Origin of the sequence: Methanoregula formicica SMSP, assembly GCF_000327485.1 — an archaeon.
Lineage (GTDB): Archaea > Halobacteriota > Methanomicrobia > Methanomicrobiales > Methanospirillaceae > Methanoregula > Methanoregula formicica.
Genome location: NC_019943.1, coordinates 639,272 through 662,438 on the forward strand (window position 1 = coordinate 639,272; position 23,167 = coordinate 662,438).

A 23,167-nucleotide genomic window follows, 5' to 3' on the forward strand; every position below is an offset into this window, starting at 1 on the left:
GAAATCAACCGGTATGAAAACCGATCAACAAACCTGGTGAGTAGTAATGGAAGACATAAAATCTGAACTCAAGTACACACCAACAACATGTCCCTATTGCGGGGTCGGCTGCGGCCTGAACCTCGTTTCCATGGGCAACAAGCTCATTGGTGTCGAACCGTACAAGCGATCCCCGATCAATGAAGGCAAGCTCTGCCCGAAGGGTGCAACCTGCTGGGAGACCGTCCAGAAGCCCGGACGGCTGACCAAGCCCCTGATCAAGAAGGGCGACAAGTTCGAGGAAGCCTCCTGGGATGAAGCCATTGACCTGGTTGTCAAGAATTTCACGGAGGTTTCCAAGAAGCACGGCCCCAAGGCCCTGGGATTCCAGACCTCGTGCCGTACGGTCAACGAGGACTGCTATGCTCTGCAGAAGCTGGCCCGTGTCGGTTTCCAGACCAACAATGTTGACAACTGCGCCCGCATCTGCCACGGACCTTCCGTTGCCGGTCTCTCGCTCTCCTTCGGTTCCGGTGCAGCCACCAACCCGTTCGAAGATGTCCTGAACTCCGACCTGATCGTCATGTGGGGTTCTAACGCCGTTGAGGCCCACCCGCTTGCCGGCCGCCGCGTCATGCAGGCCAAGAAGAAGGGCATCCCGATCATTGTCGTTGACCCCCGGTTCAGCCCGACAGCACGGCTCGCCGACAAGTGGATCCGGTTCAACCCGTCGACCCACATTGCGCTTGCCAACAACATGATGTACTACATCATCAAGGAAGGCCTCGAGGACAAGGAGTACATCAAGGAGAGGACAAAGGGCTTCGACGACCTCAAGAAGATGGTCGAGAAGTACGCTGACGCAACGAAGATTCACGGTGTCGCGCAGGAGACCGTCCAGGACATCGCCCGCCAGTATGCAAAGGCAAAGAACGCCGTCATCATCTACTGTCTCGGCATCACCGAGCTGACCACCGGTACCGACAATGTCCGTTCCATGGGCAACCTCGCCCTGCTCACCGGCAACGTAGGCCGCCCGGGCGTTGGTGTCAACCCGCTCCGTGGCCAGAACAATGTGCAGGGCGCCTGCGACATGGGTGCATACCCGAACGTCTTCTCCGGCTACCAGGCCGTTGCCGTTGCCGAGAACCGTGCCAAGATGGAGAAGGCATGGGGCATGCCCGCCGGGTCCCTGCCCGACTGGTACGGCTCGACCCTGACCGAACAGATCAATGACTGTGGCGAAGTTGTCAAGGCGATGTACGTCCTGGGCCTGAACCCGGTTGTCTCCTACCCTGACTCGAACCACGTCAGGAAGATGTTCGACAAGCTCGACTTCCTCGTCATCCAGGACATCTACTGGACCGAGAGCTGCGAGTATGCAGACGTTGTCCTGCCCGGCACCTGCTTTGCCGAGAAGGACGGCACGTTCACGAGCGGCGAGCGTCGTGTGAACCGTGTTCGGAAGGCAGTCGACGGCCCCGGCGAGTCGAAGTACGACTGGGAGATCATCGGCATGGTTGCCAAGAAGATGGGCCTCAAGGGCTTTGACTGGAAGACCGCAAAGGACGTCTGGGACGACATGCGCTCCGTAACCCCCGGCCAGTTCGGCGTGACCTACGAGAAGATCGAGAAGCCCGAAGCCATCCACTGGCCCTGCCCGACCATCGAGCACCCGGGAACCCCGATCCTCCACATCGGCAAGTTCTCCGCAGCAGACGGAAAGGGTACCATGTTCGGTATCGAGTACCGCCCGCCCGCGGAAGTCGCCGATGCAGAATACCCGTTCACGCTCATGACCGGCCGTATCATCTTCCACTACCACACCAGGACCCAGACCGACCGGAGCCCGACCCTGCACAACGATGTGCCCGAAAACTACGTCCAGATCAACACGCTGGATGCAAAAGAACTCGGCATCAAGCAGCACGAGAAGATCAAAGTGACGAGCCGCCGTGGCGAGTCCATTGCCATTGCCCGCGTGACCGACGATGTTGCCCCCAAAGTCATGTACATGCCCATGCACTTTGCCAACGGTGCAAACAACCTGACCAACACCGCGCTCGACCCGATGTCAAAGATGCCGGAGCTCAAGCACTGCGCTGTCAAAGTTGAGAAGATCAAGGAGGCCTGAACATGACCAAGAAAGGCGACATGCTCTATGCATGGACCAGTGACGCAGAGATCCAGAAGAAGGCCGAACTCGGTGGTGCGGTCACCGCACTCTGGAAGTATGCCCTCGAGAACAAGGTTGTTGACGCAGTCTTCGTCGTCACCAAGGGTGTCGATCTCTACGATGCAGTTCCGGTACTCATCACCGACCCCAAGGACCTTGCCAAGACCGCCGGGTCGCTCCACTGCGGTACGCTCCTCATGGCAAAGCTTGTCAAGAAGTTCCTTAACGGGGCTACCGACAAGAAGATCGGTGTCACCGTCAAGGGCTGCGACGCAATGGCATTCTACGAACTCGCCAAGAGGAAGCAGATCAACCTTGACAACATCATCATGATCGGTGTCAACTGCGGTGGATCGGTCAGCCCGGTCATTGCCCGCAAGATGATCAAGGAGAAGTACGATGTTGACCCCGAGAAGGTCCACAAGGAAGAGATCGACAAGGGCCAGTTCATCATCGAGTACGAGGGAGGCCACAAGGGCATCTCCGTTGACGAGCTCGAAGAAGCAGGCTATGGCCGCAGGTCCAACTGCCGCCGCTGCAAGATGAAGATCCCCCGCCAGGCGGACCTTGCCTGCGGGAACTGGGGTGTCATCGGGCCCAAGGCCGGAAAGGCAACCTTTATCGAGGTCTGCTCCGAGAAGGGTGCAAACCTTATCGACGGCGCAAAGAAGAAGGGCATCCTTGAGACCGAAGCTCCCAACCCCAAGGGTCTTGAGATCCGCGGAAAGGTCGAGGGCGCAATGCTCAAGCTCGGCGAAAAGTGGCGCAAGCACGACTTCGAGGCACTCGGCGAGGGCAAGGACCGGTTAAAGAAGATCATGTCCGAAACCTCCCGGTGCATCAAGTGCTACCAGTGCATTGACGTCTGCCCGATCTGCTACTGTGTCGACTGCACGACCAAGAACCCGGCCTATGTCCCGCCCGGCGAGCTCCCGGTCAACTTCATGTTCCACCTGATCCGGTACGCCCACATCGCATCGAGCTGCGTCAACTGCGGCCAGTGCGAGGAAGTCTGCGCAGCCGAGATCCCGAATGCACTCATCATGCACTCCCAGCAGGTCGAGATGGAGAAGATGTTCGGCCACACCCCCGGGCAGGACATGGAACTTCCGATCCTTGCATATGCTGAGGAAAGGGAGGAACGCTCACGGTTGCACAACACCGGTAGCGACATGATCTACCTCAACGTCTTCAACCCGATGGACAAGAAACACTAATCTCCTCTTTTTTTCTGACACCGTTTCCCGGGAAAACCGTATATCAGGTACGTGAGTCCCCGACTACCAGTTCCGGATTTTACATCGGGAAAAGAGGACCCGGGTGCAAAAGATTGCACCGGGGTTAAAAAAATCGTTATCCCCAGGTTTCGGGGAATGCCATGTTGGTGTAAATATCCTCAAGCCGGGCCTTGTGCCCCCGCTCCATGTTTGCCAGCTGGGTGAAGAGTAACTGGGTTTCCACATCTGCAGCAGCCTTGGCAAACTGGGTATACATCTGCATTGCCTCAAGTTCTTTCTTGATAGCAAGGACAAGGCCATCGAGTGGCTTCAAGTCCATTGTCAGCTTGGGTGACGGGAGGGTGTCTCCGACCTTGTAATCATGACCTGCAGCGAACTTCATCTTGCTGACATCTTTTGCCAGGAAGCCCTGCAGGAACTCGCGGTGTTTCTTCTCTTCTCCGGCAAGTTCGTCAAAGAGAGACTTCAAGGCTTTGTCTTTTACCTTGTCGGCGACATTGCGGTAGAACGTGTAGGCTTCTACTTCACGGTCAATAGCCAGTGACAGGATCTTCTTTGCATCTTCGGGTTTCATGTGCACACCTCAGAATTGAAAGAATTTTTATATTACAGGTAGTGATGATCGCGGCCATTATCATATATCTTGTTATGGTGTCATCGCAGCCGGGAGTGGTTCTGACAGCCACGCATCATCGGGAGAGGTGTCACGGTTGAATGGGCAGGGAGACCGGAACGAGGATATTCTCCTGCCCGAGTTCCCGGATGGTGCCGGAGAGGCCAGCGTCATAGCCCCCGATGGTTTTTAAGAGTGTCGTGTACGCGGGCGACCCGATGATGCTTTCCAGTGTCAGGATACGGGGATCGGAGAGCATCTCCTTCCGGACAGCCAGTTCATAATCCTGGTGCGCAAGGGATACAAACGAGAGCCCGTTGGCACTGGCAATGCCCGAAGTGCAGATCCCGGCATCGGCAAACCCGTTCCGGATTGCGGCTGCCACGGCCGGGGGACCGTGGACCTCGTGCCCGTACCCGTTCACTCTCCCCGGGTCTATTCCTTCAGCCGCAAGCAGCGTGTCCAGCACGCTCCGTGACGGGGTCCCTTTCCGGGTATTGATGAACCGGGCATGCACAAGATCTTCAAGGCCCAGCCCTTCCCACGATGCGATGCCAAGCTCCACCCTCGCAATGTGGATGAATCCCAGATCTTTGATTTCGGAGAACTCCATGAGCGGCTGGGACATTCCGAGAATATTCTGTGCGGGAAGGACGAGTGGGGCAGCATGGCAGGTGTTGTTTTTCAGTGCCAGGATCCCCGTGAAGTTGCCCGGGTTGGTTGCGTGGATGAACAAACCCTTGTCATGGGCAAGGTTTGCCAGTTCCTCGAGTGCCGGGTCAAGCGTGCCAGTAAAGAAGAGTGTCCGCCCGATGGACCCGGGATCGGTCGTGAGGAAGACCTCGTGGTCCGTACCCGCTTCGTATCCTTCGACCGGTGCCGGGATGTGGGTGTACCCGTTTGCCTTGATCGTTGCCATCTGGACACCGGCCCCTTTCCCGTGGGGCATGCCATAGAGGGTGTTTCCGATACGGCCGATGAAGAGCGGCACAAACTCGTCAAACCCGGGGTCGGACGTAAGCGTTTGTGCCAGCTTCACCCGGACCGGGTACTTCGGCGCCGGGGCAAATCCCCAGGACTCCAGCAGGGTTGCGGCAAACTCGCGGAGCACGGTCTGGGCAGCGAGAGGATAGCCGGGGAGGCCGAGTACCGGTTTTCCCATGACCTTCCCAAGCATCACCGGTTTTCCGGGCTTGACGGCGACCCCGTGAAAGATGAGTTCTCCGATGGAGCGGATCACCGGATCCGTAAAATCACGGGTGCCGGCCGACGAACCGGCCGAGATGAGGACGAGATCGTTCTCCAAAGCGGCCTTTTTAAGCGCTTCGCGGATGAGATCGGGGTCGTCCCGGACAATGGGATACCGGGTGCACCGGGCCCCTGTCTGCGAAAGAAAGACCTGCGCCATGACGGTGTTGCTCTCGACAACCTGTCCGGGGCCGGGCCTGACGCCAAGCGGCACGAGCTCGCTCCCCGTGGGGATGATCCCCACGTTGACGGCAAGAACCCTGATGGTGGAAAATCCGTACGTTGCCAGGGCCCCGATATCGAACGGGCGGATCAGGTGGCCCCGGGGGATGACGAGTTTCTTTTCCTTGATGTCCTCGCCGGCCGGCCGGACATGCTGCCAGGGGATCGCGGCCCGTCGTATCTGGTAGCGGTCGCCCGACTCCCAGACATCCTCGATCATGACAACGGCATCGAACTCCGGCGGGATGATGTTGCCGGTGTTCACCCGTGCGCAGTGGTCAAGGGTGACCGGGTTCCGGTCGCTGGCGCTGATCGTGTCCCGGCTCCTGACCGCTATACCGTCCATTGCGGAGATGTTTACCTCCGGTACGGAATACTTTGCAAAGATCGGTTCTGCCGCCACCCGCCCTGCTGCCTGCAGGAGGGGAACCTTCTCGGTCCTCCGGGGCGGGGGAAAGGAGGTGGTCAAAAGGTTCAGTGCCTCGGCAAGGGACCGAAGCTCAAGATAGCGTTTTACCATAAAGTGATCCCCTGGAACCTGGTTTCGTTATCATATATCCGACCACTGCACCACCACAGTACAATAGTACATTGTTAACCGCTGGATGCAATCAATATCATGTAGTTTATTCCATTGTTCCTCAATAAACAATTCGCAAGGTTGCCGATTGAAAAAAGAAGCCGTGATCAGGCCAGAGTCACATTCTCTTCGGTTTTCCCCAGCGCTGCGAGGTAAACCGGCCACTGGATCTCCGGGTCGAGATCCGCAAGTTTTGTCATCAGCTCGTCATGGAACATGTCCGAAGGGAACACCCTGAAGCCGAGACCCTCCGCAGCGAGAATGAGGTTCTGGCAGCTGTGCCCTGCCTCGATCAGGGCGCTCCGGTATCCCCGGTTTCCCAGCGCCCAGACCGAGCGGTACGGTACGGCAACCCAGAGGAATGCCACCGCGGCCCTTGTCATGATCTTGAAGTTCAGGCTCGCGGTGCTCATCTCCATCGTCAGGTCGGAGTCGATCCGTTCTGCGACAATGCTGTGGGATTTCGGGAGGTACCGGTACAGGCCGGTCTCAAGCCCCTCGACCTCGTTTGCCACAAAAAAGATCTCCAGCGGATAGCGCGATCCGCTGGAAGGGATGTTCCTGAGCTGGATGGTCTCCGCCACGGTCTTCCGAAATCCCTGCATACACCAGAGCAGATACGAGAGCTCCGAGAGCGTGACCGAGGATCGCGAGAAGAACCCGACAGGTTCCCAAGTCCCGATGGCTTTTCTTACGGGAATCACCCCTGCCTTGAACCTCTTCGGATCCGGCAGCCGGGTTATTTCCTGGCCTTCCTTTACCGGGAGCTCGTGCGGGGGTTCCGGCTTGCGGAGGACAAGGTCTACCGTGGAGTAATCCGGGTACCGGGTCCTTTCCATGAATTCCTTACCGATTGTGGTCATTGTTGCATACTCCAGAAAACAGGATGACGATAACATTCATAAAAAGTGGTTGCCGGGATGACCCCGTACTGTGTGTGATGGATACGACATTCATGCCGCTGCTTTCAGGTACAGGTTTGCATAGACAACCTGCCCCTTGCTCTTGGGGTGTCTCTCGCCAAGATCGCCGATATAGTGGTCGAAGGTTTCCGTAACACCGTCGACTTCCTTCTCGACCGTGCCAATCTTCTGGTACCCGGGCATCATAAACTTGATCTTGCCGAGCACGTACATGTCGCCCTTGACCATCTGGCCGCCGACACGGCCCTCGACATCGCCCTTGATGATAACGGTGCCGCCTTCTGCATGGGTGGAGACGTGGATGAATGCATCCTTCTCGATGATGATGGTCCCGCCGAGCATGAAGGTCCCGATATCATTGCCAGCACTGCCCCTGATCCGGATCGTGCCGCCCTTCATGCCTCTCCAGTCGCCGCGGTATGCGCAGCCGACATGGTTCTTGGCATTGCCATCGACAAGGATCTCGCCTCCCTGCATCTGGATGCCGCAAAACGAGTCAACGTTACCGGTGACATGGATCTTTCCTCCTTTCATCCAGCCGCCGACGTACATGTCGGCATTGCCGTTGACCGTGACGGTACCGGCCGTCATTTTCGAGCCAATGTATTTGACCCGAGCGCAGTCGCCGTTGATGACAATACCGGTGTCCGCCGCGGTCTCACCGGCATTACCGGAGACCTCAAAGAAGTCCCCGAGCCTCGTCACGATCTTGCCCTCGTGACCCGGAAGCCCGGCAATCTGCTGTGCGGTCTTTCCTGCAAATGCATCGGGTGTGATACTGTAGCCCTCGAAGATGAGCTCGGGGGTCTTGATCGGTTTTAACGTAACGGTTGCCATGGTTGCACCTCAGGCCTCCACGTCATATTCGATGACAAACGGGTGCGGGGCAAGGTAGTCCCGGACCGGGTAGTTGCGGATGTCCATGGTGTAGGTGCCCTTCGTGAATGCCTCGGTGACATCGCGGGTGACCTGCGGGTTCTCGGGCATCTTCGCATTGACCCAGACCGTTTTCTTGTGGCCGTTGCTGACAACTTCCCCGTCCTTGACAACAACCTCACCGGATTTGATGAAGCAGGCCGCACGCAGGAATGCATCCTCGATCTCCTCGGGGTCTTTGGGCATGTCCTTGACGTTGAGGTCATAGACCGCAACATCGGCACTCATGCCGGGGGCAAGGCCGCCGTACATGTGTGCAAGGCCGAGCGCTTTTGCCGGGCCGGACCGGGTCATCTGGGCGATCTCGAAGAGCGAGAGTTCGCGCTTGATGTTGTGGAGGGAGATTGCGTCGAGAACCTTGTCCTTGTGCTTGAACGAGTCGAGCGTTGCATCGCGGGCCTTCTTTGACATCAGCCACTTGATAACGCGGGGATACCGCGTGAACGGGCCGGCATTCGGGTGGTCGGTGGTGATGAAGGTGCGGTCCATGTCCTTTGCATAGAGCGCAAGTTCCAGGCCGATTGCCCACTGGATATCACAGACCTTGATGTTCGGGTCGTAGACATAGGGAACGATCCCGGCGGCAGTCTCCATCTCAACGTCAACGTTGGTCCATTTCAGGTGGTTGAGGCCGTGGAGGTGGTGCTCGAACGGGCCGTCAGCGGTCATCGTTGTGGTCTCGTCCAGCGTTACGCAGCCGAGGTCGATGGTGATGTTCTTTGTCTTGTTGACATAGTCCATGACTTCTTTTGCCTTGGAGCAGAAGGTCCCCCAGCCGTCACCGCCATAGGAGTGGAACTGGAGGTGGGTGGAGTGCATAACCTGTTCGCGGCCGAACTTGTTTTTGGCCTTGATTCCTTCTGCAAGCTTGAGCGAATCCAGCGTGACCTGGAAGTTACCGGGGTTGCCGAGGTCATTCTGGTGGACGTGCATGGAGTGCGGAAGGCCGAGGTATTCGTTCGCCTTCATCAGGCCGGTCATGATCTCGGCAGGCGTGATCTCGAAGTACGGGACCGGGTCGTTGATGGAAAGACAGTTCAGTCCCCATGCCCAGGCAGCGGTGCCGCCGGGGTTGACGACCTTGACACCATAGCCCTTCGTGGTCTTCAGGAGCCAAGCGATGTAGGCGGCGGTGTTCTCGATCTCGTTGTTCCTGAGGTACTCCATGACGAACCAGTTGTTGCCAAAGACCGGCAGGGCGGCCTCATCGATGATGGGGGTGTCGTGGATCTCCTCGTGCGTGTGCGGGGCAAGGAGCGGGGGCATTGCCGCTTCCATGACAAACGAGTATCCCATCCGGGCGTACTCGTACCCGGTCCGGAATGTGCTCGGGATCGAGAACCCGGACTCCATGCGATAGCCGTTCTTCTGCGCGACACCGCTCCGCAGGTCTCCTGACCTGAGCTTGTCCTCGGGACGCATCAGGCGGCCTGCATTGACCTTGGGACCGGCCACGTGGGAGTGGATATCGACACCGCCGGCCATGACGACCTTGCCTTTGGCATCGATGACCTTTGCCGAGGAGCCGACCCTGTCAACAATCTTTCCGTCCTTGATGGCAACGTCGCCAACATCGCCGTTAATCTTCCGGGTCGGGTCAACGATGAACCCGCCCTTGACGATAATTTCTCCTGATGACATCTCAGCTCACCGCCGGGTTCTGCGGGTATTTCCGGTGTTCCTTTGCCGCAAGCCATACCGGCTGGGTGTTGGTCAGTTCGCACATCCGTTCGTACACGCGGTCGAAGAGTTCCTCGTCGCTCGGGACGCCAGGCAGGCCCTTGATGACCGCCCGGAACTGGATCGGTACATTGTCCATACGGTAGACAACGCCCGGCTCGTCCACACCGGCGATCCGGACGGGGATGTGGAGGTCGGCGATCTCGCTTGCCATGCAGAAGTTCGGGTCGATGGTGATGAACGGATGCTTCTTTAAATGCTGGACAGCCTGGATAGGGAAGTGGGCGCCGGCATCGGTACCGACATTGACGAAGCAGTCAACCTCGTCGCGCATCGCGAGGTCGACCGAACTCGTCTCGCCCGGGTTCATGTGGGCGTGAGAGCCTTTCGACAGGTCGATACAGTACGGGAAGCCGAACTGCCAGGACCAGACTTGGCCGGGGCCGGCAATGTTGTAGTGGCCCCGCATTGCCATGATCGAGCACTTCGTATGGTTGTTGAGGTCGCGGGTCAGGCTGATTGCGGCATCGATGTTGTGGTTGCGGCCATCGGTGTGCGTGCAACCCATGCCAAAGAAGATCATGCAGAACTTCGCGTTCTTCATGATCTCGACCGACTGCTTGATCTTCTCCTTAGGGATCCCTGCTACTACATCGGGAATATCGAAACCCCGGAGGACGGTCCGGAACGCATCGAAGAGTTCATAGTCATGTCCCTGGTCGAGCATCAGGTGATGGTCGGCAAGTTTCGCGGTGTCGGTCTCACGCGGGTCGATGGAGAGGACGGTCCTCTGCATCTGGCCCTTCTGGGTGAAGTACCCGCGGGGGAAGATCGAGTACCGGGAGGTGTGCCGGGGGTGGGCGTGCATCGGGTTGCAGCCCCAGAAAACCACGACATCGGCACGGTTCTTGGCCTCGCCCAGCGTGCAGCTTGGGTACCCGTTGTCGAAGATCGCAAGGAACGAGGGGCCGTGGCAGATGGTTGCGCAGTTGTCGAGCACGGCACCGGATTTCTCCGCGATCCGGGCTACGGCGCTCATGCCTTCGCAGTTGGTGGAGCCAAAGCCGTAGATGAGGGGCTTCTTTGCTGCGAGCATGGTCTTTGCCATCCAGTCGATCGCCTCTTCGTAGGGAATCTCCTTCATGGAACCGTCAGGCTGGCGCTTGCGCGGGAGCCGGGGTCGTGTCGGGTCGTTTGCGTGGTGGAAGAGGTTGGTGCCGATGATGCAGGCATTGTGCACTTCCAGGATCTTGGTCTCGTCATCGCTGACAACGACTTCGATATCATCGCAGGACGATCCGCAGTACGGGCATCCTACACCTTTAATGGTCTTTGGCATAGTCAGTTACCTCCTTTCCAGAGCCCGACAGCGCCCTGCACAAGCTCAAGGGCAGATTTCAGCCGCTCGGTGGGAGCGGGTTCGATAGTGACCGGGAAGCCGCTGTACTGCGGGGTACCGGTGGACTGGGTCCGGGGCGGGACAACTTGGTTGGCCCAGACACCCTGCCGGATGTGGGCAAGGCCCGGGGGCACGTACTGTGTGGGGATTATTGCCTTGACAATCACGGTTCCGCACTCGCTCGTAACGCGGACATTAGTGTTCTTCCAGATGCCGGCACGCTTCATGTCTTCCGGGTTCATCTCGCAGATGGAGCAGGCCTCGAAGTAGTCGGGGTTGGTCTTGCCCTTCTCCATAGCAGCGCCTTCCTCAATGGAGCGCTGGGTGATCATGTTGAGTTCGATCTTTGGCATGCGATATCCTCCATCCATCAGACAAACACGCCCGCCTGGCCTTTACCGGCAAGGGTGATCACGCCGTACGGGCAGGCGCCCACGCAGACACCGCAGCCGGCACAGAGCTCCATGTTCACATCCATGCTGATGGACTTGCCGTCCTTCACATGGTAGATCTTCTCCTTCGTTACCGGGTCGAGCGTGTAGAGCTCGAGCGCGTTCACCGGGCAGGAGACCACGCAGTTCCCGCAACCGGTACAGCGGTTCATATTGACATGTACTGAAAACGCCATGCACATCACACAGGTAAAGTTAATTTGTTTTGTTATTATCGATCGTTAGTTTACTGAAATTAATAAACCTTTTGAATTCTTGATCAACATTCATTGAATATTCTTACCATGGGGATGAATCCCCGACGATGAGAAAAAATAATAGTTACAGGTCATTCAGTTTCGCTTTCGGAGATGGTAAATCTTTAAAGTTGAGATATGGGGAAAGGTTAACAAATTATTTTACCAGCGGAAACCAATGTCATTCAGAGGTTAACACCATGGGCCTGAACAACATTGACACAAAACAAGTCACCGATTACAAAAAGGAGATCCAGACGGATCCCAACGAAGCAAAGTTCACCGCAAAGATCGAGGGCGACTGGCTTTTTGATGAGGGTGGTCCGCAGTTCCGCTCAACCGTTAAGGTAAAAGACGGCACATACACGATGGAAGCAAGCCATCCGAACTTCGCCGGTCCGGCCTGCCGCCCGGGACCGATGGCATTCGGCCTCTTCTGGTTTGCGGCCTGCTATTCCAGCACGTTTGTGACGGAAGCAGCAATGCGTAACCTGAAACTCACATCGGTCAAGACCCGTGTGGAAGCCGACCTCAACTATACGGTCCAGTTCGATCTCGGGAACGATCCGCTCATCTCTGAATACCGAGTATTTATGGATGTACAAGGCGACGCAACCGATGCGCAGGTCCAGGACCTGAAGGAGTATGCCCTGAAACGGTGCATGGGCATGTTCACCATCCGGAACGCGATTGCCCTGAAGGCAGAAGTCCGGTTCCAGAAATAGCTTTTTTGAGGTCTTTATGCGGGAACCTGTCCGGCCGGCCGATCCTGCGCAGATCCGAAAGATCGCAGAAGAATATTACCGGACGGGCCAATTCTACTGCTCCGAAGCGATTGTAAAAGCCATCAATGACGGCTTTTCCCTCGGCTATCCGGAATCGGTCATACGGCTCGCATCCGGTTTTCCCATCGGCATCGGTGGATCAGGGTGCTCCTGCGGAGCCGTGACCGGGGGTGTTATGGCCCTTGGCATGGTCTTTGGCAGGGACCAGCCCGGCGACCCCCGGATCGACCGCTGCCTCGGATTGTGCCGGGAACTCCACACGCTCTTTGCCAGAAGGCATGGCTGCCTCTGCTGCCGGACCCTGATCCGTGGCATGAAACTCAAATCCCCCGAGCACATGCAGCAGTGCATTTCCTTTACCGGGGAAATAGCTGAAGAGGTTGCAAGGATCATCCTGAGGGAGACCGGGACCGGTTCAGAACAGGGAAATCCGCTTCCCTTCGTTTCCTGACGTTTCCTGTAACGCGGTGAGAATCGCATTTGCCTCTTCCACCGTGCAGTGCCATGCGATAAGGTCCCCGTCGTCAAGCGCTACGCCTCCTTTCACCGAAAGCCCCAGCCCGCACTCAATGCAGAGGTCTTCCTTCTTCATCAGCCCGGGCAACTGATCGACAAAATGATCGCCGAACATGAGCGAGCGGAGGGGCTTGTCATGGTGCGTATAATAGAGGAACTCCTCCTCTCTGTCAGCAACAGAAAATATGCAGTACCACCGGTCGTGCCGGGTGAATGTTATAACAACCGATGAAACCAAAGGCGCTGGAGTCATCAGAGATCAGGCTCCTCTTCACACTTTGTGAGGCTCACGCGGTACCGGTTGGTATCGGCCTTGTGGACCTTTACCTCGTACCCGGAGCGGGAGAACGGCGTCTCCACGGTATCCTTCTGGTCACGACGGACATAGCAGACCACCGGGGTCCCGTCGGGGGCTTTTTTCAGGAGCATTTTAAGCCGTATCATCAGGTTCGTGCAGGTGAGATCGGAGAAATCCGGGATCGTTTCATCAGCCCCTCTCATAGTATCCCCGTAACGGTCAGAAGATGATGACCCGCCGCTGAACTGCCTGGATGGCCCGTGGCGGGAAGAAGAGCAACTGACCGAGCTCCTGCAATCCGATATCCAGCACAGCATTCATCTTTGCGTTCTTGGAGAGTCCCCGCTGGTGGAGGGAGGGCTGGAAAACGAAGAGCTCGAGGTCCCTGCTCCCGGCAACGGCATCGATCACGTCCTGGAGATTGAAGAACTGCGAGTCCGGATCCAGCGTGTGGCTGCCGGAGAGGGCGTATACGCCATCCTCGATAAAGATGACCTGCGTGGGAATCCCCCCTGCGGCACAGGCAATCGCAAACGAGAGTCCCCCGAATGCCCGTTCCGTGCCGTACGGTGTACTCGTGATCAGGACCGTGACGGGCGGGGCCCGTCCGGGTTCCTCCAGCGGGAACGATGTCTGCTGGCCGGACGGTTTCATCTGGATCGATGCACCATTCTCGGCAAGGATCGTGTGGTTCCTTGAAAACCGCTCGACCATCTCGTTCAGGTTCCGGATCCGGAACGGCCGTATCGTGCAGGCCGATACCACCTGACCCTGCCCGTCGTCCCAGGTGCTGTACCCCCGGGCAGCCGCACACCGGCTGCAGACAATCATCTGGCATGCGAGGTTCCGTTTTGCGGCTCGGTCGCAGATCTCTTCCAGACCCGTGCCGATATTTTCAAACTCCGTCGGGTTCTGGTTGCTGTGGCCGCAGTGGATGCCGTCAAGATAAGCGTATAGTTCCACCGATGCATGCGCTTCGAGCGCCGCGTTCAGGCATTTCACGGTAGAGAGTGATGACCGGTTCATGTAGGGCGACTCCAGCTGGAGGTACCCGATAGTGCTTGGTACCGGCTGCTCGTGCTGGCGGGCAACCCGTACCACGTCATTCCAGAACGAGGGCTGGCCGCTGATGCCCAGCCGGTTGTGGTCGATCACCTGGTCGGGGAACTTCATCTTCAGACCTTCGATCGAGATGCCCCGGAGGATGAGTTCCTGTCGGTCGCAGACAATCTTCACCGAGGGCAGTGCAAGAATGACGCCCCAGATCCTCGCGGTTCCCGGTTCATGGAGGCTGTACAGGGCGTCTCCGGTCAAAAAGAAGGTGAAGACCCCTTCATGGGTTTTTGTATGGTGCAGGAGGTTCTCGGGATTGAGCTTGACAAAGAAAAATTTCAGGCAGGACTCGATCCAGGAGAGGCGCTCTTCCGTAACCGGTCCGCCGAGGAGAAAAAAATGGGGGTTCATGTCGTGCTTCTCCTCTAAGGTTACACAAACATGATTATTTATGGGTTGTGTTAAGGTTTTTTGTTACTTCTTCGTCAGCCGGATCTCCCAGAGCCCGGGTGCAGACTTCTTTATTGCGCAGTTCATCCCGTTGTCCTCTGCGAACTTCGGGATGGTCGTTGTAGCCGCCGGTGGATGATCGCAGGAGACCAGCAGTTCATCGCCTTTCTGTAATGAGGCCGATGCCTTCTGGACCGCAAGGAGGCAGTACGGGCAGACTTTTCCGGTTATGTCGAGGTTTTTGGTTGTCAAGGTTATCACCGAACTCTGTTATGCAATCCCAAGACCCTTTAAGATCCCGACCGCCCAGCCGGATACCCACGCGGCAAACAGGATGGCACCGATACACATGCCGATCACAAAGAGGAGGGACCGTAGGTTTCCTTCGGCAGTCATCACGAGTTGCCGGAGCGGGCAGCCACCCAGCAGGACGCCAATGAGCCCGACCACGATACCGCCAATAACGGCGAGGAGGATGTAAGCTGCAAGCGTCAGGTTCGCGGGTGCACCGGGAACGGGCATGAGGCCCTTATGGAGGAACCAGAAGAAGTTCTCGAATGCTTGCGGGGTGATGAACCAGAAGACGAGGTAGCCGATGAACGCCCCGATGATCAGGGCGAGATACCCGTACAGGAGCCGGGTGTGTTTGAACATGAAGAAGTCACGGAACCCTCCGATCGAGCAGAACCCGGACCGCTGGCCAAGCCAGCCGATCAGAAGACCGAGGAGGAGCGAGACGATGGGGACGGCGATGATGGCAACGTCCTTTGTTAACCAGCCTGCTACGGCCATGGTTATCCCTCACGCTCCGCAAGGCTGGTGGTGATCTTTATTCCGACAAGAACCCCGGCAATGATCGCGATGACCCCGATGACGGCCACTACGTCGCCGTACCCGATCCGCAAGCCCATGCGGTACGGGCAGCCGCCCATGAAAAGGGCGAAGACCATAAAGAAGAGCCCACCGAGCAGGTACCAGAGATAGGATGCGGCATTGCCGGCCTTGGTCCGGAACTCCTGGTAATACCGGGCGGAGACAAACGCACCGATGAGGACACCGATCACGGTCAGCATCGGCAGGATGGCATTCTGGGAGATCGCGGCAACAGCAAGCTTCGTCCCGGCGATATCGTTCACCGCAACGTTCACGACATCGCGGGTGTGACAGGCGACACAGAACCCGTAGGCTTCCGGTCCGCCGGCACTCATCAGGAGTGCCTGTACAAGCGCAGCGAGAATACCGATGGCAAGTCCGACATAAAGCGGGCTTTTGGCAAGGGTGTCCAAGCAGGATGGTGTTTCTTCTGATTTTGCCTTGATTTCGGCCATGTTAATTAATTCTGAATAATGGTAAATAAACTTAGTGAAATCATTCAGTATGTTAATACTAAAAAATTAATGGAGTTAAGATTTGATATAGGTAAACCTAACTCTTGCTCGTGTGGACTTACCCGGCATAACCATGACTCATCATGGAAAATGAATGAAAAAAGCGGAGGCTTGGATGATGGGGATTATGACGAATTGTTATCGGCCATCTTCTCACGGACTTCATCGATGTGCATCACAACATCGTAGGTTGAGCCGGTGAGACAATACCCCTGTTTGTCGAAAGCATACACCGGGAACTTCACCAGTTCTTCAGGAACCGGGTTGGCCGTGAGTTTCTTGAAGTTGATCAGGTCGCGGACATTGAGCCCGATCTTGTCGCAGAGCTCCCTCAATTCCTTGATCCAGCGCTTCAGGTCGCGGACATCCGAGCCGTCCCACTTGAAGATCTGGTAGATCTTCATATAGGCATCCCTTTCGAGAATGATGTGCGTTGAAGTCTTATCTGATTTCAGGTAGAAGTCAAGGAATGTACGGACATCCTTGATCTGCTGGGCATTCTCGTAGGAGATCGCCCGGCACTCCTTGACAAGCCCCTTGAAATCTTCAGGAGAAAGGTTCCCACCGAGTTTTCCTATGTCCTGCGAGAGGTCCTTGAGACTCTCCTCCACATCCTTGAGCTCGTTAATCATGTCCTCGAACTTCTGGTTCAGTTCAACCCCGAAAAATGCCTCCATGTATTCCGATGGTTTCGTCATATGTACTTATTTGTTAAGAAACAGTTTAATTTTTAGTACGGTGATAACATCTTTCAATTAACGCCTCCAATTGAATTATGTTATGCCACGTCGCCTGCGACCCCCGGTCAACCAGGATCTCTTCACCCGCGGCGGGATCATCACCGAGATCGACCCCGATTTCTGTATCGTTCGGCTCCGCATGCCGGCCGGCATGATCACACCCGAACGGATGAAAGGTCTGGGTGAGATTGCAAAAAAGTACGGGATCGAAAATATTCATCTCACCACGCGCCAGACGGTCGAGCTCCCGCATGTCGACCCCTCGAAACTTGAGCCCCTTCTCGATGATCTCGCTGCAAACGGGACCCCGCTCGGTGCCGAACGGGAAGAAGTCGTGAACGTCACTTCATGCCTCGGGACCCGGCACTGCAAGTTCGGTATCATCGACTCCGTTGGCTTGGCTGAAGAGATTGATAAGAAATTCTTTGGAAAGGAACTGCCGATCAAGGTCAGGATCGCCATCTCCTCCTGCCCGAACGGCTGCGAGAGTGAGCGGCTCAACGAGATCGGGATCACCGGCATCCAGCGGCCGATCCGCGACCCCGGCCTCTGCACCGGCTGCGGCACCTGCACTCATTACTGCCGGGAGAAGGCCATCGAGGTCCAGGACGGCGTCATCGTCCTCCATGCCGGCAAATGCATGGAATGCGGGTTCTGCATCAAACCCTGCCCGTTCCACATCATCCAGGGATCCCCTCCGGAGTACCGCATCACCGTGGGAGGTCACCGCGGCCGGCACCCTAAGATCGGCCGGCACCTCATCGATGTAAAGACACCGGAGGAAGTGATCCGGGTCGTTGACAAGGTTATTTACTGGATCTATCGCCAGGCCTCGACCGGCTCACTCCTGCCCGAGCAGCTGGACGAGCTCGAGTTCGATGAGTTCAAGAAGACGATTGTCAAGATGATCGAAGGATAGTTCCCCTCTTCTTTTCTCGCAGATCCTGAAACGTCCCGCAATCCTTATCCTTGTTGCCGATCCATTGCCGCGTAAGGCACCCGAGTGGTGCCGGGGTGAACCATCATGAACATGGTCTGGGACAGGCACGTATCGAACGGAATCCGCGAACTGGGCTATGATGTCAAGACACACACCATGGCCGTAGTATTTCCTGGCGGGGTCACGAAGTACCATGCGCCGGTACCTTACCCGGTCTATGCCGCGATCTTCCATGCAACCTTCCCCGAGAGGCTCTACCGGCAGACCGTTGAGGCGCAGATCCCGACAGTGAACGCCTCCTGAACAAAAAGTATGACGGGAGACAAGGGCTGTTGTAGCATTACCTTAGAGACCGATCTGTTTTTTATGACCCAATTATCTCATGGTCTGTGACCGATAGCAACAGCTGGCAGGGGAACCGGATCAAAGAAAAAGATTGTTGGTGAACAGTCTGGTTCACATCAGTAGCTGATCGTCCGCATGGCACGGAGCGTGTCGGGCTCCATCCTGCGGTAATAGGACTTGGGGTGGCCGCAGGAAGGGCACTTCCAGTCTGCGGGGAGGTCGGCGAAGGCCGTGCCGGCCGGGATCGGGGTTGCTGCCATGACCTTGCCCTCATAGAGTTCCATCCTGTCTGTGTTGACCAGGATCGTGTTGTTGAACGCCTTGGTCTCTCCTACTGCCGGGTCATAGATATGACCGCACATCATACACACATACTTGTCCATCGTGATAACCTCTGGATATAGGTAACATAATCCTATTATCATTAACCCCTTATTAGCGTATTGAAATTAATGGGTTCAGGGTGGGCTGATTGATGTTGGTGAACTATGAGAAATCTTCTATAAAGGGGGGGTACCCATCCCTCTCCCACCATGACCCGCCCCCCATTGGCCCGTTTCAGAGTCCGCAGGAAGGGACCCCTTCCTCCCCCATAAAGAATCGGGGGACACTGGGCCTTGCGGTTTCCCCTTTTCCTTATCATGATACTATTTTAGTCAGCTGCACCCAATCAGGTACAGGAATTCCCATGGCCTCCCTGTCGATTGATATCCTCTTTGATGCCGCCATCCGTATCCAGATCAGCGAACGGTCAGTCTCGCTCACATTCACGGGCGATGCGATCCGGATCCGGTTCCCCACCACGAGGAGACTCGCTGAATTCCTCGGTGTCCCCCACTACTATATCCTCCCGTACTTTGCCATGATGGAAGAAGAGGAACTGATCACCCGCGCAGAACGTGTCGGCATCCTGACTACCGCCAAGGGAAGCCGGAAGATGCTGGACCTGATGAAGGAGAAGTACTCCGGCGATATCTCCCGGATCATCCCCCCGGACCTTTTCAACAAGATCGCAAAGTGACCGGCCTATTTTTTAAATGTACTTTACTCAGAAAAAAAATCAATGAAATCTGATGCAAACCATTTGTTTACCAGTTGATTGAAAGATTATTTTACTTTTTACGAAAAGAAACATTCAATTATTACTCTTTGAAAAATTGATTCCGGTCATACTATGAAAAAGAGTGTGTATATCGGATCGATTGCAGTGATCATTGCAGTCCTGTTTGTTTCCGCCCTCATTGCAGGGTGCACCAGTACCCCTTCCAAGACCGCAGCAGCACCAACGACTGCTGCACCGGCAGCCGCAACCACTGCAGCGCCGGCAGCCCCGGTCACAACCGAGAGCGGCAAGGAGACGCTCGTCATCGCGACAACAACGAGCCTCTACGACACCGGGCTGCTCGATTATCTCCAGCCGATGTTTGAGAAACAGTATAACGTCAAGCTGAAGATCACCTCCCAGGGCACCGGCAAGGCCATCGAGCTTGCCAAGAAGGGAGACGCCGACGTGCTGCTCGTCCACTCCCCCAGTCAGGAACTCGCCTTCATGAAGGACGGGTACGGCCTGAACCGCCGCTCGTTTGCATCGAACTCGTTCATCATCGTCGGACCTGAATCCGATCCCGCAGGCATCAAGGACATGACCCCCGAGAAGGCCTTCACCACGCTGCTCGTGAAGGGCACCAACAAGACCGCAGGCGTCTCCTTCGTCTCCCGCGGCGACAATTCTGGTACCCACTCTGCCGAAAAGACCGTCTGGTCCAAGGCCGGGTACAACTACACGACCCAGGTCCAGAAGTCCGGTGACTGGTATGTAGAGGCCGGCAAGGGTATGGGCGAGACCCTCCAGATGGCAAGCGAGAAGGGAGCATACGCCCTCACCGATGAAGGTACCTACCTTGCGTACAAGAAGGATCTGAAAATGACTCCTCTCGTCACCAAGGGTGCGAGCCTCCTGAACATCTACAGTGTCATGGCAGTGTACAACGACAAGCAGCCGGTCGAGAAGATCCAGATGGCTAACAACTTCATCAACTTCCTGATCTCCAAAGACACCCAGGACGCCATTGGCAGTTTCGGAGTTGATAAGTACGGCAAGGCCCTCTTCATCCCGATGAGCGTTGAAGTTCCCACGGCAACTGCCGGCTGGGTTGGTGACTATAGTACGCCGGCAACCGCTGTTGCCCCGGCAGCAACCGCTGCCCCGGCAGCCGCTGCAACAACAGCATAATCTCTCACATCCCTTTTTCTCGTTTATCGGGGCCCTGGAATAATGACCGGCAACCCTGTTCGATCTCCTACCGGGAATGTATCCGGTTCATGCCCGGAGCGTTTCATTTACCATGATGAAGAGAATACACAGATTATCGGATGGCGACCGGGCCGGTCCGGGTAAGAGGATCAGGGAGCGTGCGTGCATGGCGGGTGTGCCGGAATGAGCGACATTACAAACGGGATTATCCAGGCCATCGATCTTATCGTTACGCTCAACCCGGAGGTCATGCAGATCGCTGCCCTCTCGCTGTACATCTCTCTTACTGCCACGACTCTCGCTGCGATCGTTGCCATTCCTGCCGGCGCGCTCATCTACTTCAACACCTTCTACGGCAAGCGTGCCGTCATCATTCTCATCCAGACCCTCTACTCCGTTCCGACCGTTGTCGTCGGCCTCATCCTCTATCTTCTCATCTCCCGGAGCGGACCGTTCGGTTTCCTTGGCCTCCTCTTCACCTCGCAGGGCATGATCCTCGGACAGATGGTCCTCATCATCCCGATCATGATGGGGCTTGTTATCTCGGCACTGAGCGGGATCGACCGGGGCATCAGCGATACGCTGATCTCCCTTGGGGCTACCCAGTTCCAGAAGATAATCGAGATTGTCAAGGAGGCACGGTTTGCCATCCTGAGCGCGGTCGTGCTCGGGTTCGGGCGGGCAATCGCCGAGGTCGGGGTTGCCATGATGATCGGGGGGAACATCCGCGACCATACGCGGGTACTCACAACAGCCATCACGCTCGAAACGGGGATGGGAAAATTCGGTTTTTCCATTGCGCTTGGGATCATCCTCCTGGTGATTGCCCTGATCGTTGTTGTCATCCTGAACCTGATAACATCGGCTCTGTCGTCTGACTTGCAGCAGATTGCCGGAGGAGGTCCGCACGGATGATCCGGATTGAAAAGCTCACCCGGGCGTTCGGAGCAAAAGAAGCGCTGCGGGACGTGACTCTCGAGATCCGCAGGGGCGAGATCTTCACCCTGATAGGCCCAAGCGGCAGCGGCAAGAGCACCCTTATCCGGCTTATCGATCTCCTCGATTCCCCGAGTTCCGGGAAGATATTCTTCGATGGTACCGATACCGCAGGTCCCAAAAAGGACCGGCTTGTCATCCGGCGGAGGATGAGTATGGTATTCCAGAAACCCGCCGTCCTGAATACCTCTGTTGCCGAGAATGTTGCCTTTGGCCTGAAGTTCCGTGGAGTGCCTGCAACGGAGGCAGAGAAGAAAGTGAAGTTTGCCCTCCACCTTGTCGGGCTCTCGGACTTGTATTCACGAAGGGCGATCACCCTCTCCGGGGGTGAGATGCAGCGGGTTGCCCTTGCCCGTGCAATGGTCACCGAACCGGAGGTCCTCCTCCTCGATGAACCGACCGCAAACCTCGACCCTGTTTCGTCGGAGATGATCGAGGACCTGATCGTCAGGATCAACAAACGCTTCGGCACCACGATAGTTATGTCCACCCACGACATGCTCCAGGGGCAGCGGCTTGCAGACCGTATCGGTGTGATCATGGACGGCAGCCTGGTACAGGTGGGGAGTGCACCGGAGATCTTCTACCAGCCAAAAGGCAGGCAGATTGCCCGCTTTGTCGGGATCGATGCGATTACCGGAGGACGGGTGATTGAAAACACCGGGGGACATGCCCTCATTCGCGTCGGGGAGACCTGTTTTGAGGCGCTGACGGATATCCCGAAGGGAAAGCGGGTCTCGCTCTGCATCCGCCCGGAGGACGTTACCCTGACACCGTCTGACTCGGTCTCAGAAAAGACCAGTATGCGGAACCGGATTGTCGGTCGGATCCAGAAGATTCTCCCGTCCGGCCCGTTCGTCCGGATCGCTGTGGACTGCGGTTTTCCTCTCGTTGCACTGATCACCCGCAGGTCGTGCACCGATCTCGGGCTCTCGCTAGGGTCCATGGTCATTGCCGGTGTCAAGGCAACCGCGATCCATGTCCTGCAGGAAGACGGGGATAGAAATGCTGCTGGATAATTATTCTGGCATTCCACATTTCCGGAAATTCCGACAGGCCGACTAATTGTGGCAGAAGGGCTTGCTGGTCTTATTAGAATAATTCCCGGTTTATCCAGCGCTTCTGCGGTAATGGAAAATTCTTCGCTTTCCGTGGCGCAGAGGGAAAACTGCAGGCTTCAAGCACTTTTGATTCATCGATGTGCTCCCCTATATCACGACGGTATGCTAGCGTAGAGAGTGAGAGAACGGAGAGGGGCAGGTGAATACCATACTTGTTGTCTATGTCCAGGTAGCGGGAATTGATTCGCACGTGGCAACTACAGATGTGTTGTACATAGAGGCGGCAGCTGGAGCGGTCCACTATAATACCCATGGCAGCAAGATATGCCGGAACCCGGTTGACCGACATCGTCATTGAGAATGCAACGCAGAGATCGATAATAGCGGAACCCATTCGGGTATTGGGATAGAACGGTTCATCTGCATAACAGAGTTTGTCACAGCTCTTGCAATAAAACCGTTTAACAGAGACATACATTGTTCTCTGCTCATTATTGATCAACAAGTGCGCGTACTGTTTTCTTTTCGTATCATAACCAGCAAGAGGGCCACCACATGCGGGACATACGGAATGTCCGGTAAATGTAACACCATCAACTATGGAAATCGCACTCTGGACGATAGCAGCCACAATCGGGAGAATTTTGGGAGGTTTCATG

At 56.4% G+C, this 23,167-nt stretch carries 27 protein-coding genes; 10 read left to right on the top strand and 17 right to left on the bottom strand.

Annotated features, from left to right (window positions below):
- The first annotated feature begins 46 nt into the window (after positions 1–46).
- Both fdhF and METFOR_RS03280 read left to right on the top strand, forming a co-directional pair.
- Entirely contained in the window at positions 47–2,113 is a 2,067-nt protein-coding gene (gene fdhF, locus METFOR_RS03275; RefSeq protein WP_015284674.1) for a formate dehydrogenase subunit alpha, read from the top strand.
- 2 nt (positions 2,114–2,115) lie between these two features.
- The gene (locus METFOR_RS03280; protein WP_015284675.1) at positions 2,116–3,372 is read left to right on the top strand and encodes a Coenzyme F420 hydrogenase/dehydrogenase, beta subunit C-terminal domain; all 1,257 of its coding nucleotides are present in this window, start codon (positions 2,116–2,118) and stop codon (positions 3,370–3,372) included.
- A gap of 136 nt (positions 3,373–3,508) precedes the next feature.
- On the opposite strand, the gene METFOR_RS03285 is transcribed toward METFOR_RS03280, so the two are convergent.
- The 8 genes from METFOR_RS03285 to METFOR_RS03320 all read right to left on the bottom strand — a co-directional run bounded on the left by METFOR_RS03285 (position 3,509) and on the right by METFOR_RS03320 (position 11,622).
- A complete protein-coding gene (locus tag METFOR_RS03285; protein ID WP_015284676.1) occupies positions 3,509–3,967 on the bottom strand; it encodes a ferritin-like domain-containing protein in 459 nt (152 codons plus the stop codon).
- A 130-nt stretch (positions 3,968–4,097) separates the two neighbouring features.
- Positions 4,098–5,996 (bottom strand): molybdopterin biosynthesis protein, encoded by a 1,899-nt coding sequence (locus tag METFOR_RS03290; RefSeq protein WP_015284677.1) that lies wholly within the window; start codon positions 5,994–5,996, stop codon positions 4,098–4,100.
- Between the two features lie 167 nt (positions 5,997–6,163).
- Positions 6,164–6,919: a SagB/ThcOx family dehydrogenase gene (locus METFOR_RS03295; protein ID WP_015284678.1), complete on the bottom strand. Its 756-nt coding sequence runs from the start codon at positions 6,917–6,919 to the stop codon at positions 6,164–6,166.
- 90 nt (positions 6,920–7,009) lie between these two features.
- The gene (locus METFOR_RS03300) at positions 7,010–7,816 is read right to left on the bottom strand and encodes a formylmethanofuran dehydrogenase subunit C (RefSeq protein WP_015284679.1); all 807 of its coding nucleotides are present in this window, start codon (positions 7,814–7,816) and stop codon (positions 7,010–7,012) included.
- A gap of 9 nt (positions 7,817–7,825) precedes the next feature.
- A complete protein-coding gene (locus tag METFOR_RS03305; RefSeq protein ID WP_015284680.1) occupies positions 7,826–9,556 on the bottom strand; it encodes a formylmethanofuran dehydrogenase subunit A in 1,731 nt (576 codons plus the stop codon).
- Between the two features lies 1 nt (position 9,557).
- Positions 9,558–10,934, bottom strand: a complete 1,377-nt coding sequence (locus tag METFOR_RS03310) for a formylmethanofuran dehydrogenase subunit B (RefSeq protein WP_015284681.1) — start codon at positions 10,932–10,934, stop codon at positions 9,558–9,560.
- A 2-nt stretch (positions 10,935–10,936) separates the two neighbouring features.
- The gene (locus METFOR_RS03315) at positions 10,937–11,347 is read right to left on the bottom strand and encodes a molybdopterin dinucleotide binding domain-containing protein (protein ID WP_015284682.1); all 411 of its coding nucleotides are present in this window, start codon (positions 11,345–11,347) and stop codon (positions 10,937–10,939) included.
- A 17-nt stretch (positions 11,348–11,364) separates the two neighbouring features.
- Positions 11,365–11,622 (bottom strand): 4Fe-4S binding protein, encoded by a 258-nt coding sequence (locus METFOR_RS03320; RefSeq protein WP_048110786.1) that lies wholly within the window; start codon positions 11,620–11,622, stop codon positions 11,365–11,367.
- A 260-nt stretch (positions 11,623–11,882) separates the two neighbouring features.
- On the opposite strand from METFOR_RS03320, the gene METFOR_RS03325 reads away from it, so the two are divergent.
- Positions 11,883–12,407, top strand: coding sequence for an OsmC family protein (locus tag METFOR_RS03325; RefSeq protein ID WP_015284684.1), 525 nt, complete (start codon positions 11,883–11,885; stop codon positions 12,405–12,407).
- A gap of 16 nt (positions 12,408–12,423) precedes the next feature.
- Complete coding sequence (locus METFOR_RS03330; protein WP_015284685.1) at positions 12,424–12,918, top strand: C-GCAxxG-C-C family (seleno)protein; 495 nt, start codon at positions 12,424–12,426, stop codon at positions 12,916–12,918.
- Here the strand turns inward: METFOR_RS03330 and METFOR_RS03335 are convergent.
- The 7 genes from METFOR_RS03335 to METFOR_RS03365 all read right to left on the bottom strand — a co-directional run bounded on the left by METFOR_RS03335 (position 12,883) and on the right by METFOR_RS03365 (position 16,870).
- On the bottom strand, positions 12,883–13,236 hold the full coding sequence (locus METFOR_RS03335) for a hypothetical protein (RefSeq protein ID WP_015284686.1): 354 nt from the start codon (positions 13,234–13,236) through the stop codon (positions 12,883–12,885). The two genes, METFOR_RS03330 and METFOR_RS03335, sit on opposite strands and share 36 nt — an antisense overlap.
- Positions 13,236–13,484, bottom strand: a complete 249-nt coding sequence (locus METFOR_RS03340) for a hypothetical protein (RefSeq protein ID WP_015284687.1) — start codon at positions 13,482–13,484, stop codon at positions 13,236–13,238. Before METFOR_RS03340 ends, METFOR_RS03335 begins: the two co-directional genes overlap by 1 nt.
- Positions 13,485–13,500: 16 nt before the next feature.
- The gene (locus tag METFOR_RS14435; protein WP_015284688.1) at positions 13,501–14,745 is read right to left on the bottom strand and encodes a DsrE family protein; all 1,245 of its coding nucleotides are present in this window, start codon (positions 14,743–14,745) and stop codon (positions 13,501–13,503) included.
- A 63-nt stretch (positions 14,746–14,808) separates the two neighbouring features.
- Positions 14,809–15,045, bottom strand: coding sequence for a sulfurtransferase TusA family protein (locus tag METFOR_RS03350; RefSeq protein WP_015284689.1), 237 nt, complete (start codon positions 15,043–15,045; stop codon positions 14,809–14,811).
- Between the two features lie 9 nt (positions 15,046–15,054).
- Positions 15,055–15,576: a YeeE/YedE thiosulfate transporter family protein gene (locus METFOR_RS03355; protein WP_015284690.1), complete on the bottom strand. Its 522-nt coding sequence runs from the start codon at positions 15,574–15,576 to the stop codon at positions 15,055–15,057.
- 2 nt (positions 15,577–15,578) lie between these two features.
- Positions 15,579–16,112, bottom strand: coding sequence for a YeeE/YedE thiosulfate transporter family protein (locus METFOR_RS03360; RefSeq protein WP_015284691.1), 534 nt, complete (start codon positions 16,110–16,112; stop codon positions 15,579–15,581).
- 185 nt (positions 16,113–16,297) lie between these two features.
- The gene (locus METFOR_RS03365; RefSeq protein WP_015284692.1) at positions 16,298–16,870 is read right to left on the bottom strand and encodes a hypothetical protein; all 573 of its coding nucleotides are present in this window, start codon (positions 16,868–16,870) and stop codon (positions 16,298–16,300) included.
- Positions 16,871–16,952: 82 nt separating this feature from the next.
- On the opposite strand from METFOR_RS03365, the gene METFOR_RS03370 reads away from it, so the two are divergent.
- Both METFOR_RS03370 and METFOR_RS03375 read left to right on the top strand, forming a co-directional pair.
- On the top strand, positions 16,953–17,831 hold the full coding sequence (locus METFOR_RS03370) for a 4Fe-4S binding protein (protein ID WP_015284693.1): 879 nt from the start codon (positions 16,953–16,955) through the stop codon (positions 17,829–17,831).
- 105 nt (positions 17,832–17,936) lie between these two features.
- On the top strand, positions 17,937–18,155 hold the full coding sequence (locus METFOR_RS03375; RefSeq protein WP_015284694.1) for a KTSC domain-containing protein: 219 nt from the start codon (positions 17,937–17,939) through the stop codon (positions 18,153–18,155).
- A gap of 158 nt (positions 18,156–18,313) precedes the next feature.
- On the opposite strand, the gene METFOR_RS03380 is transcribed toward METFOR_RS03375, so the two are convergent.
- Positions 18,314–18,580, bottom strand: a complete 267-nt coding sequence (locus tag METFOR_RS03380) for a rubredoxin (protein ID WP_015284695.1) — start codon at positions 18,578–18,580, stop codon at positions 18,314–18,316.
- 305 nt (positions 18,581–18,885) lie between these two features.
- On the opposite strand from METFOR_RS03380, the gene METFOR_RS03385 reads away from it, so the two are divergent.
- The 4 genes from METFOR_RS03385 (at position 18,886) to METFOR_RS03400 (ending at position 22,466) form a co-directional block, all read left to right on the top strand.
- The gene (locus METFOR_RS03385) at positions 18,886–19,218 is read left to right on the top strand and encodes a hypothetical protein (protein WP_048110788.1); all 333 of its coding nucleotides are present in this window, start codon (positions 18,886–18,888) and stop codon (positions 19,216–19,218) included.
- Between the two features lie 153 nt (positions 19,219–19,371).
- On the top strand, positions 19,372–20,430 hold the full coding sequence (locus METFOR_RS03390; protein ID WP_015284697.1) for a substrate-binding domain-containing protein: 1,059 nt from the start codon (positions 19,372–19,374) through the stop codon (positions 20,428–20,430).
- A gap of 204 nt (positions 20,431–20,634) precedes the next feature.
- On the top strand, positions 20,635–21,366 hold the full coding sequence (locus tag METFOR_RS03395) for an ABC transporter permease (RefSeq protein ID WP_015284698.1): 732 nt from the start codon (positions 20,635–20,637) through the stop codon (positions 21,364–21,366).
- Positions 21,363–22,466, top strand: coding sequence for an ABC transporter ATP-binding protein (locus METFOR_RS03400; RefSeq protein WP_015284699.1), 1,104 nt, complete (start codon positions 21,363–21,365; stop codon positions 22,464–22,466). Before METFOR_RS03395 ends, METFOR_RS03400 begins: the two co-directional genes overlap by 4 nt.
- A gap of 73 nt (positions 22,467–22,539) precedes the next feature.
- On the opposite strand, the gene METFOR_RS03405 is transcribed toward METFOR_RS03400, so the two are convergent.
- Entirely contained in the window at positions 22,540–23,166 is a 627-nt protein-coding gene (locus METFOR_RS03405; protein ID WP_015284700.1) for a hypothetical protein, read from the bottom strand.
- Position 23,167: the final 1 nt, after the last annotated feature.